At 56.9% G+C, this 18,238-nt stretch carries 13 protein-coding genes, 1 tRNA gene and 2 rRNA genes (1 of these 16 running past the window's edge); 7 read left to right on the top strand and 9 right to left on the bottom strand.

Translation table 11 applies throughout. The annotated features are described in order from the left end of the window. On the bottom strand, positions 1-1,020 hold the full coding sequence (locus AB8B33_RS22730; RefSeq protein ID WP_439016963.1) for a UDP-glucuronic acid decarboxylase family protein: 1,020 nt from the start codon (positions 1,018-1,020) through the stop codon (positions 1-3). A gap of 376 nt (positions 1,021-1,396) precedes the next feature. Between AB8B33_RS22730 and AB8B33_RS22725 the strand changes: the two genes are divergently transcribed. Beyond that, positions 1,397-1,717 (top strand): hypothetical protein, encoded by a 321-nt coding sequence (locus AB8B33_RS22725; protein ID WP_439016962.1) that lies wholly within the window; start codon positions 1,397-1,399, stop codon positions 1,715-1,717. A 4-nt stretch (positions 1,718-1,721) separates the two neighbouring features. On the opposite strand, the gene AB8B33_RS22720 is transcribed toward AB8B33_RS22725, so the two are convergent. Continuing rightward, a complete protein-coding gene (locus tag AB8B33_RS22720; protein WP_007818235.1) occupies positions 1,722-2,504 on the bottom strand; it encodes a helix-turn-helix transcriptional regulator in 783 nt (260 codons plus the stop codon). Positions 2,505-3,377: 873 nt separating this feature from the next. Here AB8B33_RS22720 and AB8B33_RS22715 point away from each other — a divergent pair. The 6 genes from AB8B33_RS22715 (at position 3,378) to AB8B33_RS22690 (ending at position 12,573) form a co-directional block, all read left to right on the top strand. Continuing rightward, the gene (locus AB8B33_RS22715; protein ID WP_439016961.1) at positions 3,378-4,382 is read left to right on the top strand and encodes a fibrinogen-binding protein; all 1,005 of its coding nucleotides are present in this window, start codon (positions 3,378-3,380) and stop codon (positions 4,380-4,382) included. Positions 4,383-4,518: 136 nt separating this feature from the next. Next, the gene (locus tag AB8B33_RS22710) at positions 4,519-6,570 is read left to right on the top strand and encodes a hypothetical protein (protein ID WP_439016960.1); all 2,052 of its coding nucleotides are present in this window, start codon (positions 4,519-4,521) and stop codon (positions 6,568-6,570) included. A gap of 25 nt (positions 6,571-6,595) precedes the next feature. Beyond that, positions 6,596-8,866, top strand: a complete 2,271-nt coding sequence (locus tag AB8B33_RS22705; protein ID WP_439016959.1) for a type I secretion system permease/ATPase — start codon at positions 6,596-6,598, stop codon at positions 8,864-8,866. 5 nt (positions 8,867-8,871) lie between these two features. Continuing rightward, on the top strand, positions 8,872-10,221 hold the full coding sequence (locus AB8B33_RS22700; RefSeq protein ID WP_439016958.1) for an HlyD family type I secretion periplasmic adaptor subunit: 1,350 nt from the start codon (positions 8,872-8,874) through the stop codon (positions 10,219-10,221). A gap of 80 nt (positions 10,222-10,301) precedes the next feature. Beyond that, on the top strand, positions 10,302-10,790 hold the full coding sequence (locus AB8B33_RS22695; protein WP_439016957.1) for a hypothetical protein: 489 nt from the start codon (positions 10,302-10,304) through the stop codon (positions 10,788-10,790). Positions 10,791-10,926: 136 nt separating this feature from the next. Then, entirely contained in the window at positions 10,927-12,573 is a 1,647-nt protein-coding gene (locus tag AB8B33_RS22690) for a GNAT family N-acetyltransferase (RefSeq protein ID WP_439016956.1), read from the top strand. Between the two features lie 76 nt (positions 12,574-12,649). Here AB8B33_RS22690 and AB8B33_RS22685 read toward each other — a convergent pair whose 3' ends face one another. The 7 genes from AB8B33_RS22685 to AB8B33_RS22655 all read right to left on the bottom strand — a co-directional run. Next, positions 12,650-13,426, bottom strand: a complete 777-nt coding sequence (locus AB8B33_RS22685; RefSeq protein ID WP_439016955.1) for an anti-sigma factor family protein — start codon at positions 13,424-13,426, stop codon at positions 12,650-12,652. Beyond that, complete coding sequence (locus tag AB8B33_RS22680; protein ID WP_439016954.1) at positions 13,423-13,950, bottom strand: RNA polymerase sigma factor; 528 nt, start codon at positions 13,948-13,950, stop codon at positions 13,423-13,425. Before AB8B33_RS22680 ends, AB8B33_RS22685 begins: the two co-directional genes overlap by 4 nt. A 60-nt stretch (positions 13,951-14,010) precedes the next feature. Then, a complete protein-coding gene (locus AB8B33_RS22675) occupies positions 14,011-15,468 on the bottom strand; it encodes a YncE family protein (RefSeq protein ID WP_439016953.1) in 1,458 nt (485 codons plus the stop codon). 12 nt (positions 15,469-15,480) lie between these two features. After that, positions 15,481-15,966 carry a DUF305 domain-containing protein gene (locus tag AB8B33_RS22670; protein ID WP_439016952.1) on the bottom strand — a complete coding sequence of 162 codons (486 nt, stop codon included), beginning with the start codon at positions 15,964-15,966 and terminating at the stop codon, positions 15,481-15,483. 422 nt (positions 15,967-16,388) lie between these two features. Beyond that, positions 16,389-16,465: transfer RNA gene (locus AB8B33_RS22665), tRNA-Met, on the bottom strand. Between the two features lie 222 nt (positions 16,466-16,687). Continuing rightward, positions 16,688-16,802, bottom strand: a 5S ribosomal RNA gene (gene rrf, locus AB8B33_RS22660). A 213-nt stretch (positions 16,803-17,015) separates the two neighbouring features. After that, a 23S ribosomal RNA gene (locus AB8B33_RS22655) occupies positions 17,016-18,238 on the bottom strand (it continues 1,664 nt past the right edge of the window).

The following is an 18,238-nucleotide window of genomic DNA, read 5'->3' as shown; positions in this document are numbered from 1 at the left end:
TCATACGGCCTCCACCACTTCCTTGCGGGCAAGCAGCGCATCGAAATAGGCTATCGTACGCTTCAGCCCGGTCTTCAGCTCCGTCGTCGGCCACCAGTTCAGCTCTTCTCTGGCTCTGGAAATATCCGGACGGCGCTGCTGCGGATCGTCTGCCACGGCCGGCAGATAAATGATGCGCGAGCGCGAATTGGTCAGATCAATGACGATTTCCGCCAGATCCCGCACAGTGATCTCCGCCGGATTGCCGAGATTGATCGGACCGACGCAGTGTTCGCCGGCATCGGCGAAACGCAGGAAACCACCGACGAGATCGTCGACATAGCAGAAGGAGCGGGTCTGCCGGCCATCACCGTAGATCGTTATGTCGGTGTTGGAGAGCGCCTGGACGATGAAGTTGGATACGACGCGTCCATCATCAAGGCGCATACGCGGGCCATAGGTATTGAAGATCCGGCCAACCTTTATATCGACCCCATACTTGCGGTGATAATCGAAAAACAAGGTCTCGGCTGACCGCTTGCCCTCGTCGTAGCAGCCGCGCGGGCCGATCGGATTGACATTGCCGAAATAGGTTTCGCGCTGCGGATTCTCGTGCGGATCCCCATAGACTTCCGAAGTCGAGGATTGGACGACCGTTGCGCCGCTGCGGCGGGCTGCATCGAGCGTATTGACGGCTCCAAGCACATTGGTCAGCAAGGTGCCGACGGGATCACGCTGATAGTCCGGCGGCGAGGCTGGCGAAGCAAAGTTGAAGATGACGGAAGCCTCGACGTCATAAGGCTGGCGCACGTCATGTTCCAAAAGCCGAAAACGGGCATTCTGCAGCAGATGCTCGATATTGACGTGGCGGCCAGTGTAGAAATTGTCGAGACAGATGACCTGATGGCCGCGCTCGAGAAGTCGCTCGCAAAGATGGGAACCCAGGAAACCGGCGCCTCCGTTGACCAGCACGGTTTTTGACTGCTGGCGTGGCGATGCGAATGCAGATCCTGAATATCCTTCGGTGGGAATACTACGCACTACAAATTCCTTCCCATGTCGTGTGGTCTTCATAGACCCTTCTATACTTTAGGCTCCCTCTTGATCCGCCTCGATAACTTCAACGCGAAGTGGTATCTATGAAATAACCGGCTCGGTTATTCTTCGGATAATTGTACCTATGCTCAAAATGATAAGAGGATATCAGTGAAGGTCAACTTCAAAACACGGGAGCAATTCTAAATAGCTATAGTATTAAACTTCGGAATTTGCTTGATTAATCCCTCTCAATGACTATCGTGCCATGCTTTCTGTCCGGCCGCTCCAGCTTCAGTCAATGAAGCCAATATAAGGAGTGGCCAGCCACTGGTGTGCGAGGGCGCGTCGCTATTGCCCTGATGATAGAGAGGGTTTTTTAATGACGACTCATGATCGCATACATGGCAGAGCGCCATGCAGCTTCAGCTCCCTAGCTTTGGCTGCGACGATCGTTCTCTCGGCCATCGGACCGATCTCATGTGCGGTCGTCGATACCGCGATCGTGGGAAGCACGGAGAAGAATGTCGTTGTGGCAAGCGTGCCACATACCGCGAAGGACTTCGCCTATGCTGCCGAACCGAAGACCGCTTCGGCTAAAGTGAGCGCCGCGGTCTATCCCGGTTCCGCGCCTTACATCTGTTCGCCGAGCGGTTTCGGCCAGAAATCACGCTGCTTTGCCCGCTCGTCCCGGATGGATTGATGGCCTAGTGCGGCCACCTGCCAGAGAGATCGCCACTGTCCGACGTATCGTTGAAGAAACGTGAGGCCGCTTCAGTGCGATTTCTCACATTCATCTTCTTATAGATATTGCGGACGTGAACCTTCACCGTGTTTTCGGACAGGTGAAGCTTGTCGGCGATGATCTTGTTCTGCGTGCCCTTACAGATGAGGTCGAGAATCTGTACCTCGCGCGTGGTCAGAGCCGCCATGCTGTTGCGGCGAAGCTTCAGCGCATTGGCGCGCGCTGCGTCGACGGACTTCGTCTGGTACAGCGAGGGCTCGAGCTGCGCCGTTGCCCGGTTGGACAGACGACCCAGAAGCGCGGATGGAAAATGTTCGCCGCCCTTCATCAGCAGATCGATTGCCGCCATGAAGACATCCAGACGCAGATTGAGCGGCAGGACGCCATCGACGACACGCGCCTCGACAAGACGGCTGATATAGGGCTCCATCATATCGATAGCTTCGACGACAAGGCCGATGGATGCGTCCGGACGGTTTTCACGAACGACCTGCAGCGCATCGTGCAACTCGGCGCCGGCGACATGATAGAACAGGACAAGCCGCATGTCGTGAATATCCTTCTCGGATATGGACTGCGCGCTCGATACGCTTACGACATCAAAATTCGGGAATTTCTTTGCCAGTGCCTCAACCATGCACTCGGAGAACAAGTCCGCCTTGGCGATTACCAGGACTGTTTCTCCATTCGGGCTCAGTCTTCTTGCCTGATCCGAATCTCCTACTTCCGACCCAACCATGAACATATACGCCTCCCCTAGCGCTACACTATACTCAAACTCGGAGCTTCTACTCCCATTGGCGCGATGGCGGGTATTACATGCCGACGAACATTGCCCCTAGGCATGTGGCCGCCTTATCTTTTAGGCATTTCTTAATTATGGTAATATGGATTTCAAAGGAAAGAAATGGCCCAAATGGGTTAGTTGTCACAAAGTTATATTTATTTTTTGCCACTTTATGGTTGCATTTCCGACAAGAAACATACTAGTGGGCGGTATTTCAACTAGATCACGGTATAAAGCAGCATGTATTAGTTCGAGACATACAAAACCAACGTGGTAATGGGCAGACGATATTTCAAAATAAGACGGAGAACCTTTCGAACTTAACTTAGCGATATCGCAATCAGTCGAACCCTCCGAATTCCGAGGCACGGGACACGGTCCCGAATTCGCACACAGCCTTCTCCGAGCCCGCGATCCGGTATTGGCTTAACTGGAGTATTGAGCTGGACTTCAGATGCCTTAGCCCGAATTGATATCTATCGGGACCCAGTTTTTTCCATCAATCTGTAAGGGTTGCCAAAGTGGCGACATGAAAATCAAGTATCAGCATGTGTTTTTGATACTTGGTCTTCTTTCGAGGGAACTCAAAAAGAAGTTCGACTGCCTTGCTCGCGCTCATATCGAGTCCGGGACCGGATTTGTGCGTCTTTGTACTGAATAGGCACAATCCCAATACAGAATTTGGCCAACAAATCGCGATGAAGCTGCAGGTGAAAAGGTATCGAGTCCATCTGCCGATGTTAACACATTGGAGCAAGCGCGAGCAAAGATCCCATTTGAGATGAGAGGGACTTCGAAAGCTGCTCCAGTTTTTTTTCTGGAGGAAACGTAATGCCTTATGATCCGAAGCCCGGTCCACAGGGCTCAGACGACGACACCGTCAAGGTGGGCGCCCTGGCCGATGGCCTTTCCAGCGCTATCAATTCAACCGAAATCGATGATGATTCCACAGGTTACGTCGGCGGCATCGCCAATGGTGACAATCGCAACAACACCGACAACAGCACGGACGTTGACGTCAAGGCTAACGTCGATCTCGACGTGAAGACCGACAACGGCGACAACCGCGACAACGACTACGACTGGAGCTACAAGTCGGACGACGACACGAACACCAAGACGACCACCATCAACGATAATGACACAACCACCACCACGAAGTCGGACTACGACTGGAGCTATGACGCCAAGTCGTACAGCGACGACGACGTTGACATCAAGACGATCACCGATAACGACACGACCACCAAGACGGATATCGACACCGACATCAAGACGGTCACGGATACCGACACCAAGACGACCACCAACAGCCACAATACGAGCGACAGCTTCAACAAGACGGACACGGACTTCGCCGTTATTGATGATGTCAAGGACTTCGGGAACCTCGGCGTAGCCGGCCACGACCTCACCTTCGACATCGGGGATGACTTCTCCTTCACCCTCAATATCGACAATATCCTCAACGGTTCACTGTCCGGCGAAGGCGCCGACTCAGTCTTCAGCACTGTCCAGGCAAACCATCTCGCAGACCAGGATCAGGCCTGGAACATCACGATGGAGAACGGCGGCGCTCAGAACCACCTGAGTGCGAATGCCGGCACAGCGCACGGTGCTGACGGCATGGATATGGACAGCAAGGGCTGGGATCTCAAGGCAGGTGACGACGTCACAGGCACTTCCACGGCAGATGCTTCGGCAATTCTTGCCAATTCGGGCTTCCATATGGAGCTCGTTCAGGGCGCGAACATGCTCAGCAACGCTGTGGACTCCAGTGTCATCGGCGGCAACTCACATGTTTCCGATGTCGGCGAAGATACAAGTGGGCACTAACCTCCAAGACAAGAAAGGGCTGCACCGGCTTCGGCCGGTGCAGTTTGAATGCTTGCGTGCGAATTGACGAACAGCGCGGCTCCCGCAGAAGGATGTCGCATGGCCGGTCGTCTCTTCGATAAGGGAGGCCAAGGCAATGCAAATCGAGAAATTCTCAGAAATCATCGCCCATTTCATCGGCATATTCGAAACGACGACCGATGAGATGAGGCTGCGTGCGGGGCTGACGGAGGGTACAGGCCCTGCCGAAAATAATCCGGCGCTTGACGATCTGGTCGCCAATACGCCCGCCTTCGCCTCCGATCTCGCGCTCCAGGACTACGATCCTGATGTCAACTACAGAAGCGTCAGCTATGAGATCGTTTATGGAGGCGCCCGCCGCTTCGGCCGCCCCTTTGAGGAAAGCATCGAAAAGCTCTCCGAGATTGCCCACCGCGATGTGTCGTCGCTGCCCCGGTTCGGCAGTCCACAGGACATCGATATCGAAACCGAAGAAGAGCTGCAGGTTTTCGACGGCCCGGGCTCGGTGATCCGCTTCACCACACAGGTCAACATTCTCTACGACGACGATTATCTCGATATGACCGGTGGCAATCATGCCCCGCGCGATACGAGTTTCGTAGTTGAGAAACTGGCTGAATTCAGCGCCAAGGCCGAGATTTTCTCTCCCTTTTCCGACCTGCATCGGACCGACACCCTGGAGGGGGTCAAGCAGATCGCCGGGGATATGGAAACCTACATCCAGGGAGTAAGGGATTCCGGCCAGACATCGATCGGAACGGGCGAGCCGCCGGCAGACAATCCAAACGATCAGGCACATGATTTCGTGCTGGCGGGTGACGAGATCACCGGAGCCTATATGAACGGCAAGCACGTTTCCGAAATTCCGGCGCTCGACGACCTGCTGCCGGATCGGGGGATTGCCAAACTGCCTGAAGAACCCGACGAAACCCAGACATCCGTCGAACAGCATGACCCGGCTGGAAACAGCCTGGAGGTCACCGCGGGCGCAAACCTCGTCGCCAACATTGCCTCCGTCGTCAACACGGCAGTGATCTCTTCCGTGACGGCCGTCATGGGCGACTATCACCAGGTCGATGCGATCACCCAGGTCTATGTCTACAGCGACAATGACAGCATCGCCTCGGTATTCCATTCCTCTGCCGATGCAGCCGGCGTCACCGCCTACAATATTGCAAGCTTCGAACGGGACAGTTTCCAATCAACACAACCGCAGACGACGGTCGATGCACATGGCGACCCCATCTTTCCGATGGCCTGGCGTGTCAGCGTTATCGAGGGCGACGTCTCCTTCGTGAGCTGGATCGAACAGTATCATTTCGTGACCGACAACGACACCATGACCGTCATGACGAGCGGGTCGGAAGCGACGGTTCTGACGGGCGGAAATACGACGCTGAATTTCTCGTCCTTCTTCCAAATGGGCCTGCAGTACGACCTGGTGATCGTCGGCGGAAATGTCTACGATATCAATAGCATCACGCAGATTTCGCTTCTCTACGACAACGACTGGGCCCGCGCCGAAGACGGTATAGACGATGGTGCCACCATCCAATCCGGCAACAATCTCATCTGGAATCTTGCGGCGATCCACAATGTTGGAACCAACGACCGCTTCGAGACCATGCCCGACTATATGCACGAGGCAGAGAAGGGAATCCAGGAGCGTGATCCGACAATGCCCGAGGGCTTGTCCACCGATTCCAATTTCCAGGGCTATGTCGGCGTGAATGTTCTCTACATCACAGGCAATCTCTACGACATGACGATCATCAAGCAGGTCGCGGTGCTCGGAGATTCCGACGACGTGACCCAGGCCGCAGCCGAGCTTCTGAAGAACAACCAGGACGCCGTGATCACGATCGATACGGGCAGCAACACCGTCGCCAATATCGCTGAAATCGTCGATTACGACAGCTTCGGCAACACCACCTATGTTGCCGGTCAGCTCTATTCCGACGCCATTCTCATCCAGGGCGGGATCATAGAACACGATGCCACCCAGCCCGAAACGGCAGGCGAAAGGCTTGCCAATGAAGTCATCGCCTTTCTCGATGACGATAGCCCCCAAGGCGCGGACAGCGGCGATGGCATCATCAACGGCGGGCATGATCTTTCATGGTCCTCTGCTCACCCCTCGGATGTAATGCAAGCCGTGGTCGCGTGACCTGCGTATCTTGGGAGAGACCGCGATGAATCAGATTTCAAAACAGATTTTTGCAAATGGCAGCGCGATCGATCTGCGTGGCGAAAAGCCATCCTCTACGGCGGCAAATCCTCAGGATTTTCTGACGGAGGCCTGCGTTTCGGCGATCGACGATGCGGTGGACCATCTTCGCCAGCTGACGCGCAAAGTGTCTTCCTATCCCCATGAAGTCGAGGCTGTCGCTGAAGAGAAGGTGGATGACGTGCAAACCGTGATGCCGACCGAACAACCTACAAGGCAGCTTTCCGGCCATGACATACCCGTCGTCAATGTCGTGGAGCCGGAAACAAAGCCGCAGCCGGCTGAAGAACTGATGGCGGCGCCCGTCATCGAGGCCCGGCGGATGCCCGGTGAAACCGACGAGCTCAAGGCCAAGCCGGATATTCCCTTTGCCAAGACGATCGATGGCGACACCGGTCCGGTGAAGGAAAATGAGCGCCGCCTGCGCACAGGCGACGGCGGCGGGGGCGGCAAGGAACCGGATTTCGGCGGCGGGGGCGGCGGGGGCGGCGGCGGAAACAGCGGCTTCCACAAGCGCAGCGAGCCGGTGAATTTCGCTTTGAGCCTTGCGCGAGGCATCGCGGTTATCAGGCGCAATCTCGCCATCGTGATGGTCTTCACGATCGCGATCAACGTGCTCCTGCTGGCGATCCCGCTCTACCTCTTCCAGATTTCCGACCGTGTCCTGACCAGCCGCTCCATTGACACGTTGGTGATGCTTTCCATCGTGGTGGTGGGCGCTGTCCTCTTACAGGCCTTCCTGGATTCTGTCCGGCGCTTCATCCTGATGCGGACTGCCGTGGAACTGGAAGTCCAGCTGGGCGCACCGATCCTCAGTGCGGCCGCTCGCGCCTCGCTGCATGGGAGCGGCAAGGATTACCAGATCCTGCAGGACCTTCAGTCCCTCCGCAGCTTTTTGACTTCAGGAACGCTGATTGCTTTCCTTGACGCGCCGCTGATGCCGCTCTTCGTGATCGTCGTCTACCTGGTGCATCCGCATCTCGGCATCATCATTATGGTCTGCTGCGCGGTGCTGTTTGTGATCGCTTTCCTGAACCAGAAGTTCACGGCCAAACAGTTCGCCGAATCCAACAGCTATCTCAGCCGCGCGAATTTCCATCTCGATTCCATGTCGCGGAATTCGCAGATCATCAACGCGCTCGCGATGATCCCCGAAGCGGTGAAGATGTGGGGCCGGGAAACCGCCGGCTCGCTGAAATCCCACGTCCAGGCGCAGGACCGCAACATCATCTTCACCGGCATTTCCAAGGCCTGCCGCATGATCACGCAGGTCGGGCTTCTCGGCTGGGGCGCGCATCTGTCGTTGTCCGGAGAGCTGACGGGCGGTATGGTCATCGCAGCCTCGATCATTTCCGGCCGTGCGCTGGCGCCGATTGAAGGAGCAATCGAAGGCTGGCATCAGTTCAACCGATCGGCCGCAGCCTATGGCCGCATCAAGAACCTGCTGCTGACCTCGCCGCTCAACTTTCCGCGGCTGCGCCTTCCCAATCCGGAAGGCAGGCTCGATGTGGAGCGGATCCTCTTCGTTCCGCCGCCGCAGAAGAAGGTGATCCTGAACGGCATCTCCTTCTCTCTGAGGAAAGGTGAATCGCTGGCGATCATCGGCAATTCCGGTTCCGGCAAGACGACACTCGGCAAAATGCTGGTGGGCTCGATCCTGCCGACCTCCGGCAATGTGCGCCTCGACCTCATGGATCTTCGCAATTGGGACCAGCGGCAGTTCGGCGAAAGCATCGGCTATCTGCCGCAGGATGTGCAGCTCTTCCCAGGCACCATCAAGGCCAATATCTGCCGCATGCGCGATGACGTCGAAGACCGGCAGATCTATGAGGCCGCCGTCCTTGCCGACGTGCATGAGCTGATCGCCAGTTTCCCACAGGGCTATGAGACCGTCGTCGCGTCCGATGGCGCGCCGCTTTCGGGTGGCCAGAAGCAGCGCATCGCACTGGCGCGCGCCTTCTTCGGTGATCCCAAATTCGTCGTGCTCGACGAGCCCAATTCCAATCTCGACACCCAGGGCGAAGCCGCGCTCGCAAAAGCGCTGATCCATGCCAAGAAACAGGGAATCACGACAGTTACGATCACTCAACGCCCTGCGCTTCTGCAGTGCGTAGACAAGATCATGGTGCTCAAGGACGGCACGGTCGCCATGTTCGGCGAGCGAATGGAAGTCCTGCAGGCAATATCCAAGGGCAATGGCCGAGCTGGCCAACAGTCACCGCGTATCGAAGGATAAAGGCCATGGGAAAGAAGAAGCAGGAATCGACCGGCCCGGTGCAGCTCGAGTGGTATGGCGACGTGCCGCGCTCCATCCGTTTGCACAGCTTTGTCGGCCTGGCGGTCCTTTTCTGCTCGTTCGGCGGCTTCGGATATTGGGGGGCAACCGCGCCACTTGCCTCCGCCATCATCGCCCAGGGCAGCTTCGTGGCGACCGGCAACAACAAGGTCGTCCAACACCTTGAAGGCGGCATCATCAAGGAAATGCTCGTCAGCGAAGGCGAAAGCGTCAAGGAGGGCGACGTCCTGGTGACCCTCGACCAAACAGCCGCCCTGACCAACGAGCGAATGCTGACGCTGAGGCGGCTGCGTCTGGAAGCAGTTGTTGGACGCCTGAGGGCCGAAGCACAGGGATCGCGTGAGTTCAAGCTTCCTGACATCGTCATGGCAGAGGCGAGTGACCCCGATATCAACGCCATCATCCAGAGCCAGAACATCGTCTTCCGAAGCAAGCAGGTCAAACTCGAGGAGCAGCTCAACCTTATCGAAAAGAACATCAAGTCGCTGGAATACCGCTTCGAAGGTTACAAGGGCCAGCGAGAGTCCTTCGAACGGCAACTGGCGCTGCTCTCGGATGAGCGGGACTCCAAGGAACGGCTCGTCAAGGTCGGCTATATGCGCAGGACCGACCTTCTGGCCATCGAGCGCGCCATTGCCGATGCGATGGGCGATATTTCGCGCCTGAACGGAGAGCTCAACGAGAGCGAGGCGGAAATCGCCAAATTCCGTCAGGAAGCGGTCATCGCCGTCAACTCCAACAAGCAGGCAGCGCTTGACGCCCTGGAGACCGCCGAATCCGACCTCGACAGCGTGCGTCAACAGCTGCACGAAGCTGCTGGCGTTCTGGAGCGTACGGTCATCCGTTCGCCAGTGACTGGTACGGTTGTGCGCTCCTACTACCACACCGCCGGCGGCGTCATCACCACCGGAAAACCGATCATGGAAATTCTGCCGGCCCACGTGCCGCTGATCTTGGAGGCGCAGGTATTGCGTACCTCCATCGATCAGCTTCACGAAGGGCAGACGGCGGCAATCCGCCTGACTGCCCTCAACAGGCGCACCACGCCGGTTTTGGAAGGCAAGGTCTTCTATGTTTCGGCCGACTCCATTGAGGAAAATGCCGGCCTGTCCGTGAAGGACGTGTACATCGTGCGCGTACAGATCCCGGACTCGGAAATTGCCCGCGTTCACAACTTCCATCCGGTTCCCGGCATGCCTGCTGAAGTGCTGATCCAGAGTTCGGAGCGCACGTTCTTCGAATATCTGAGCAAGCCGATCGCCGACAGCATGTCACGCGCGTTCAAGGAGCGTTAAGCGCAGAAATGGTCGAAGCATTTATCGAAATAATCTGATATAGTTCATGTATTATTAGAGTTGAACCGAAGGAATTCAGCATGCCGGCCATGTCAGATGTCTTATTGAATGTTGGTCGGTTAAACTATGTCTGGACGAATACAGAAAGCCTGCTGATCTATATTATCGCCCACCTTCTCAAGGTGGAGAAGGAGGCGGCGATCGTGGTCTTCCTGACGCTTAATACGACACGCGCGCGCATAGATCTCGTCGAGCGTCTCGCAAAGCTTCCTTCGACGTCGGCTGCGGACCGCAAAGCCGTTCTTTCAGCCATGTCGCGCCTGAAGAAGGAATCGAAGATGCGCAACAAATACAATCACTGCATCTATTCCTTCGACGAGAAGGGTGAAATCTCCAGCACGCAACTCATGCGCCTGGTCGAGGACGATAAGGAAATCCGCTACGGAAAGATCGAACAGATGGATGACCGGGAATTGGAGCTTCTGGAAAAATCGATTGGCGAGATCGTCAATATCAGCAAGGCACTCTGGGCTTTCATCCATGCAAGTCCACGGATTGTCGCGCTCTAGTATTGTCGGCCGAGAACGGCTGCTTTGGGCTAATCCGATTTCGTCTCAGGGAATCACCCGGACGGTTTATTTGAAGATCGATGTTTCCCATTAGACTGGAATTTCCCGAATTAGGTATGGAGTATTGGGAGGGGGCATGCGCATCGATGTCATTGATACCATCGCCGGTTTTGACGCCGTTCGCGACAATTGGGATCAGGTCTATCGGGATGATCCAGACGCCCAACATTTCCTCTCCTGGGCATGGCTCAGAGACTTTCTTGGGCACCGCGGCCGCTGGTTCGTGCTGGCGCTGCGCGAGCGGGAGCCGAATGCTCCCTATGTCGCCTTTTTGCCGCTGAGATTGCTCACGAAACTCGATGAGCAGTGTGGGCTTTTCTACGATGAAATCGTCATGGGTGGGAATTATTCGGCTGACTATACCGGCCTCATCATCATGCCCGGTTACGAGCAAAAAGCCATCACCGGCTTTACCGCTTATCTCAAACAGCAGAACTGGACTCATCTCAGGCTGGAGCATTTCAGCGGGCCGCCGGAGCGGCGGGAGAAGATGATCCTGGCGCTGCAGGGGCCGCTCGTCATGTTTCGCGACAACGCGCCCACCAGCCATGACAATATCGACAATACGATCTGCCCGGTCGTCTCGTTGCCTGCAAGCTGGGACGACTATCTGGAGCAGAAGATGAGCAGTCAGACGCGCCAGAAGCTGCGCCGCTTTCTGCGCAAGCTCGATGGCGACGAAGGTTACCGGATCACGATGGCAACGCCTGAGACCATTGACCGCGACCTCACCATTCTCTTTGACTTCTGGCGCACGCGATGGACGGAGCGCAAAGGACCGGAGCGGACGGAGCGGCTCATCAATTCTACCCGCGAAATGCTGATGGACTGCTTCAAGAGCGGCACGCTCGACGTCCCGGTCTTCTGGTTCGGCGAGCAGCCGCTCGGCGCCCTCGCCAATATCATCGACCAACCGAAAAAGACGATCCTTTTCTATATCACCGGTCGTGACGAGAACTGGAAAACTCCGTCTCCCGGTCTGGTTCTGCATGGATACTGCATCCGCCGGGCGATCGAAGACGGCTTCCGGTTCTATGATTTCCTGCGTGGAAACGAATCTTACAAATATGTTTTCGGCGCTGACGAGCGGCGGATCAGCTACACGCTCTTCAGGACCCGCGACGGACGCAATCTCGGCGGCGTTCTGCATCCTCGCAGCATCAAATATGTCTACGAGCAGGCACTCGAAATGTATCGAAAGGGTGAGAAGGGAAAAGCCGAGATCGTCTTCGCCCAGGTTCTGCAATCCTCGCCGGGCCATGTGGGTGCCGAATTTGGCCTCGCCAACCTGCTCTTCGACCGAGGAAAGCTGACCGAAGCCCTTGCCGCCTATCAGTCGCTGCTGGAGCGCACCGCCGAGCCGCTGCCGATTGCACTTCGCCTTGGAGATACGCAATTGGCGCTGAAACTCTATGAGGATGCAGCCGTAACTTTCCGTCGCATCGGCGAGCAGGCGCCCCATGTGGTGCAGGCCCGCTACAAGGAAGGTATCGCCCTCATCGCAACACGCCGCCTTACGCAAGCCGAGACGGTCCTCGCGGCGATCCAGGATATCCATACCGACGATCCGGCTGCCATTCCCTATACCGAGCTTGCTTGCGTGGCGCTTGAGCGTCTACGCCAGCATAATGCGGCATTGGCAGCCGACGAACAGATTCCTGAAGGCATGATGGGATTGCCTGGAAGGCGCGGCGGCGAGAAACGCCGCCCCCGCATGCACTAAAGTCTTTGTTTTCCGCATGTGGTTACCGCAAAATCGCTGCACACTTTCACGCGACATGCTTGAGGCGTGACAGGGCTCAGGCACCGGTTTCGGTCTGGTGCCTGATATCATCGGCGAGCGGATGCAAGGTATCGGCCGGCAGGGCGCCGACGAGGCTGTACCCCATGCCGCCGGACGCCCAGCTCCAGCCCTCAACATTGCCCCGCGCATGCTGCGCCATGGGTTTGTTCTGATCGGCGAGCATTGGCCGCGTCAGCATGACGAGACGCGTTCCCCGATCATCATCATACATCAGCATCAATCCGGCACCATGCGACGTCGAGATCATCCTGCCGCCCATCAGACGATAGCCCGACTTGGAAAGATCCGGCAGCACCGGCTTGCGGCCCATGCGCTCCGTTGCCCAGTCGACGAGTTCGGCCATATTGTCGGCACGGAGCTCGACCGGCCTCACCCTGTCGGGCGCGTAAGTGGCGAAGCTGTTGGCAGCTTCATCAGCCAGCGCTACCATGCCCTCGTTTGGCTGCCGGTACATGCCATGCAGCATCCAGCCACCGGAACCGCCGGCGACGAGAAGAACGACTGCGGCGGCCGCGATACGCCAGAAGGGCAGCCGGCCTTGCTTGGGCACCTCCAGCAGGTGGCTCAGGTTCAGCCGGCTCGGGATTGGCTCTTCCGCGACAGAGTTGAGCGCAGCCCGCAAATCAAGCCGCTGCCTGCCATAGCTGTCGATTCGCGCAGCGATTTCGGGATGGGTTTCAAGATAGACGGAAACTTCGGCTTCACGCGCCTCGTCCAGTGCACCGTCCACAAAACCGTGAAGATCATCCTCGGTGATCGGTTTTACGCTCATTTTATTCTCCGAAGATGGGCGGCTGGCCCCTGTGTTGCCTGCCCCGAGTTCTCCAATATCTGCCGTAGCCGCTCACGCGCCCGCGACAGGCGCGACATGACGGTGCCGATCGGGATAGCCAGAACTTCCGCTGTCTGCGAATAGGACAGATCCTCGACCGATACCAGCAGCAGGACGCTGCGCTGCTCCTCAGGAAGTTTCTCCAGCGCTTGAATGATATCGCGACGCAGCAGATTATCTTCCTGCGTCGGTTGCCGGGCAAAGGCACTTTCATCCACCTTCTCGAAGGGCAGATGTTCGCCACGGCGTGCGTTCTGCTTCAACCGGTTGACCGCGAGATTGTGGAGGATAGCGAAAATCCAGGTGCGCGGATCTTCGTTTCGGCGATGATGCCAATGGGCAATAACCCGCTCCAGGCAATCCTGAACGAGATCGTCGGCTGCCGTTGCATCCTTGAGCAATCCGCGGGCGTACCGGCGAAGCGCCGGGATCATCGGTTCGACAAGCTGCAGAATGTCACTCATGAGGCTTACCTTCAGGAGCTTCCGCCCGCCACCCTATCACAGGCGGCGGGCGGAAGAGATCTACTTCGCTTCGATCTGGACGACTTCGCCGGACCCTTTATCTCCCGCCGCGGCAATGACGAGATAGCGGCGCTCGGCCTTCTCGCTGCTCTGGACGATCTGCCGGATGGGGCCAACGGCATTGACGATCGCCGAACCGGCCGGGTTTGTCATGAATGACGCCAAGGGTTGAAGATCGCCAGAACCGTCAGCCCGCGTGGAGAGTGCGAGGGTATAGGGTTTCTTGGCCTCCAGGCCGGTCACGGATGCCTGCAGCACCTGTGACAAACCTTGGTCGAAAAGAGAAATACTCGTTGGTGCAGCGCCATCCTGCTTTGTCTTCGGTGCGTGCAGGGTAAGATGCGCTACCTGGCCGGCGATGCCGAGCGGCTGGAGATTCCGCATGCCATCGCCCTCAGGGACTGCATCGGGGACATAATTGACAGCCTGCGGCGCCTGGCCGATCGGTATCGTCGCGATTACCTTGTTTGTCAGTGTGTCGATTGCTGCAAGCGCATCGGCATTTTCGAGACCCACATAGACGCGCGTGCCATCGCCTGATGGCCAGACGCCGTGTGGAAGATTGCCGACAGGAATTGCCGCGACCTGTTGGAAGTTATCCGTGCGATAGACCTTCACCTGATTGAGTCCGCCGACGGAAACATAGGCAAAGTCGCCATTGGCATTGTGAACGATGTTGACATGATTGGTGATCGGCCCGGTATCGATCGTCTTTATGAGATCAAAGGGTGCTTCGGCGTTGAAGACTTGTGTCTTGCCGGTATCCTTCAGGGTGAACCAGACCTGTTTGCCGTCAGGCGTTGCCGCAATATTGGGGCAGAAAGGGCTTTCCTGCTTGATGTGGCCGACGATCTGGTGATCGGCGACGGAAACGACTACGGTCTCAGGGTTGAACGAGGAGCAGATGTAACCGTACCTGCCGTCCGGCGAGAAGATCTGCATGCCCGGACCAGCCGGCACCTTGATCTGCATCTTCTCCTCATAGGTATGCGCATCGATGACGGAGATGTAATCCTCTCCGCGAACGGTGACCCAGACTTCGTTGCCATCGGGTGTAAAGAATGCCTCATGCGGCGAGCGGCCCACATAGGTGGTGTGCTTTACCGTATTCGTGGCCGTGTCGATGAAAGTCACCGAATTCGAGCCGATCGAAACGACGGCCAGCGTTTTGTGGTCCGGCGAAAAACCCATGCCATGGACCAGGACCTGCCCCCGATAGAGCGGGCTCAGATTGCCCGGCTGCGGATCGCCGAGACGGATGACGCCGAGCAGTTTGTTTGTGGAAGGATCAGTGACTGAAACCGTATTGGAGAACTGTTCTGCAGCATAGACGCGATCCCTGCTGCTGATCGGGATATCCGGATCGGAGGCCGCACCCGGCGCCTGGCCGGCGAAGCTCACTGAGGGCACCAGCATCGTGCCGGCAAGAAGGCTGAGGGCAAGAAGGCTAGACTTCATGACAGGGTCCTTTCAGTTGCCCATTTTCATATTCGGATCCATATCCGGCATCATCGACATGCCGGCGCCGGAGAGGACGGGGTTTTGCGGGGAAACTTGAGTTGGCGCCGGATCCGAAGGCGGAAGAGGATCGCCGAGAGCCAGCCGCATCGCAGCAATTTCCTGCTGCTGATCGACGATGATTTCCTGGGCAATGCGCTTGAGTTGCTCATTGCTACCGTAGCGCAGGTAGGTCTGCGCCATATCGATCGCCCCTTGATGATGAGGGATCATCATCTCGACGAAATCCCTGTTGACGTCGCCCGTCGGCCTGACCGCCATGTCGTTCATCATCTTCGCCATGGCGGCGTCATTTTCCGACAGAAACGGGGTCTCGTCGGTAATCGCGGAGGAGCTGCGTTCATGCGATGCTGAATCGTCCGCAAACGCGGAAACGGACAAGATCACCAAGATCGATGCCGCCAACGGAAGGGATCTTTTTCGGGGAAAGATATTCATGCGGGCTCCTTGTTTTGCAGAGCAGTTTCATGAACGTTGACAACGGCGCTGCCGATTTATTCCGGCTAGCTGTGGTTTTTCCGAGGATCAGATAAATTCCGGCGTTGTGGCGGGCTGCGGTGGCTGGAGACGATGGGCGTCGCCGCTTCTCGCAACAATAAAACAACCCGCTTTGCGGCGGGCTTGTGGTTTTGTGTTGCGGCATTGCTGCATTCGCTGCGTAGACCCTTGCGGTTATGGCGGTACTTTGGGAGCGAGGCGCTGGGATGGCCATCGAAGATGAGTCTTAGCGCCTGCGATAGCGGACTTCGGTATTTCGGGGAGAAGGAATTGCACGGAGCCCGACGATGCGAGCGCTGGTGCAGACATACGAAAGCCCTCCGATATGGAGGGCTTTTTCGTTTTGATCTTCGGAAAGAGTTTGGTTGCGGGGGCAGGATTTGAACCTGCGGCCTTCAGGTTATGAGCCTGACGAGCTACCGGGCTGCTCCACCCCGCGTTATCCAGGCGACGCTAGCGTCGTCCGTCCAGGTTTTTGCCTATTGGCAAAATACCGACCGATTTTTGCCTCTGGCAAAATATCGTCTGCGTAAATCGCTTTGCAATTTGTCTCGTGTTCCTGTGGCCCCAAACACAAAAGGCCGCTTTGCGAGCGGCCCTTTGATCGGCTTTGGGCCGTAAGTTTCGTAAAGAGAAGATTTACACGAGTTGCGTTTTGCAGACCTGGCAGCGACCGACTCTCCCGCGTCTTAAGACGAAGTACCATAGGCGCTGGGGCGTTTCACGGCCGTGTTCGGAAAGGGAACGGGTGCAGCCACCCCGCCATGACCACCAGGTCAGCGAAGCGCAACTTGTGTTGAGAAGCTGGTGGATGTTTTCACATCCTTTTATTTGAACACGTCTTACCTTTCGCGAGGCACCTTCGGCCAGAAGGCCGCAAGCGCAAAGCGCGTCGCCGGTTGTCCGGCGCGCCGTCCGCAGCGCCTATGGCGCGTGAGGACAAAAGGTCAGGCTTATCGAACTTTGTTCGATGAGCATAGTCAATGAGAACGATCAAGCCAATCGAGCTATTAGTACCGGTAAGCTTCATGCGTTGCCGCACTTCCACACCCGGCCTATCAACGTGGTCGTCTTCCACGGCTCTGATAGGGAATACTCGTTTCCAGGTGGGTTTCCCGCTTAGATGCCTTCAGCGGTTATCCCGTCCATATATAGCTACCCTGCTATGCCCTTGGCAGGACAACAGGTCCACCAGAGATATGTCCATCCCGGTCCTCTCGTACTAGGGACAGATCCTGTCAATATTCCTACACCCACGGCAGATAGGGACCGAACTGTCTCACGACGTTCTGAACCCAGCTCACGTACCGCTTTAATTGGCGAACAGCCAAACCCTTGGGACCTGCTCCAGCCCCAGGATGCGATGAGCCGACATCGAGGTGCCAAACAACCCCGTCGATATGGACTCTTGGGGGTCATCAGCCTGTTATCCCCGGCGTACCTTTTATCCGTTGAGCGATGGCCCTTCCACGCGGGACCACCGGATCACTATGACCGACTTTCGTCTCTGCTCGACTTGTCAGTCTCGCAGTCAGGCGGGCTTATGCCATTGCACTCGACGACCGATTTCCGACCGGTCTGAGCCCACCATCGCGCGCCTCCGTTACTCTTTCGGAGGCGACCGCCCCAGTCAAACTACCCACCATACACTGTCCCGGACCCGGATAACGGGCCGCGGTTAGACATCCATGACGATAAGGGTGGTATTTCAAGGATGGCTCCACAGAAACTGGCGTCCCTGCTTCAAAGCCTACCACCTATCCTACACATGCCGACACGAATGCCAGTGTAAAGCTATAGTAAAGGTGCACGGGGTCTTTCCGTCTGACCGCAGGAACCCCGCATCTTCACGGGGAATTCAATTTCACTGAGTCTATGTTGGAGACAGCGGGGAAGTCGTTACGCCATTCGTGCAGGTCGGAACTTACCCGACAAGGAATTTCGCTACCTTAGGACCGTTATAGTTACGGCCGCCGTTTACTGGGGCTTCGATTCAAAGCTTGCACCTCTCCTCTTAACCTTCCAGCACCGGGCAGGCGTCAGACCCTATACGTCGTCTTGCGACTTCGCAGAGCCCTGTGTTTTTGATAAACAGTCGCTACCCCCTGGTCTGTGCCACCCCACAATAGTTGCCTACTATGGGGTCACGCTTCTTCCGAAGTTACGCGTGCAATTTGCCGAGTTCCTTCAACATAGTTCTCTCAAGCGCCTT

This window comes from Rhizobium sp. 768_B6_N1_8 (assembly GCF_051811225.1).
Taxonomy (GTDB): domain Bacteria; phylum Pseudomonadota; class Alphaproteobacteria; order Rhizobiales; family Rhizobiaceae; genus Rhizobium.
This window is presented reverse-complemented; position numbering and strand designations above follow the sequence as displayed.

Bases quoted from the DNA above. Each gene is read 5' to 3' on its own strand.
- AB8B33_RS22725 (WP_439016962.1), top strand. From the start codon at position 1,397: ATGACGACTCATGATCGCATACATGGCAGAGCGCCATGCAGCTTCAGC.
- AB8B33_RS22720 (WP_007818235.1), bottom strand. From the start codon at position 2,504: ATGTTCATGGTTGGGTCGGAAGTAGGAGATTCGGATCAGGCAAGAAGA.
- AB8B33_RS22715 (WP_439016961.1), top strand. From the start codon at position 3,378: ATGCCTTATGATCCGAAGCCCGGTCCACAGGGCTCAGACGACGACACC.
- AB8B33_RS22710 (WP_439016960.1), top strand. From the start codon at position 4,519: ATGCAAATCGAGAAATTCTCAGAAATCATCGCCCATTTCATCGGCATA.
- AB8B33_RS22705 (WP_439016959.1), top strand. From the start codon at position 6,596: ATGAATCAGATTTCAAAACAGATTTTTGCAAATGGCAGCGCGATCGAT.
- AB8B33_RS22700 (WP_439016958.1), top strand. From the start codon at position 8,872: ATGGGAAAGAAGAAGCAGGAATCGACCGGCCCGGTGCAGCTCGAGTGG.
- AB8B33_RS22695 (WP_439016957.1), top strand. From the start codon at position 10,302: ATGCCGGCCATGTCAGATGTCTTATTGAATGTTGGTCGGTTAAACTAT.
- AB8B33_RS22690 (WP_439016956.1), top strand. From the start codon at position 10,927: ATGCGCATCGATGTCATTGATACCATCGCCGGTTTTGACGCCGTTCGC.
- AB8B33_RS22685 (WP_439016955.1), bottom strand. From the start codon at position 13,426: ATGAGCGTAAAACCGATCACCGAGGATGATCTTCACGGTTTTGTGGAC.
- AB8B33_RS22680 (WP_439016954.1), bottom strand. From the start codon at position 13,950: ATGAGTGACATTCTGCAGCTTGTCGAACCGATGATCCCGGCGCTTCGC.
- AB8B33_RS22675 (WP_439016953.1), bottom strand. From the start codon at position 15,468: ATGAAGTCTAGCCTTCTTGCCCTCAGCCTTCTTGCCGGCACGATGCTG.
- AB8B33_RS22670 (WP_439016952.1), bottom strand. From the start codon at position 15,966: ATGAATATCTTTCCCCGAAAAAGATCCCTTCCGTTGGCGGCATCGATC.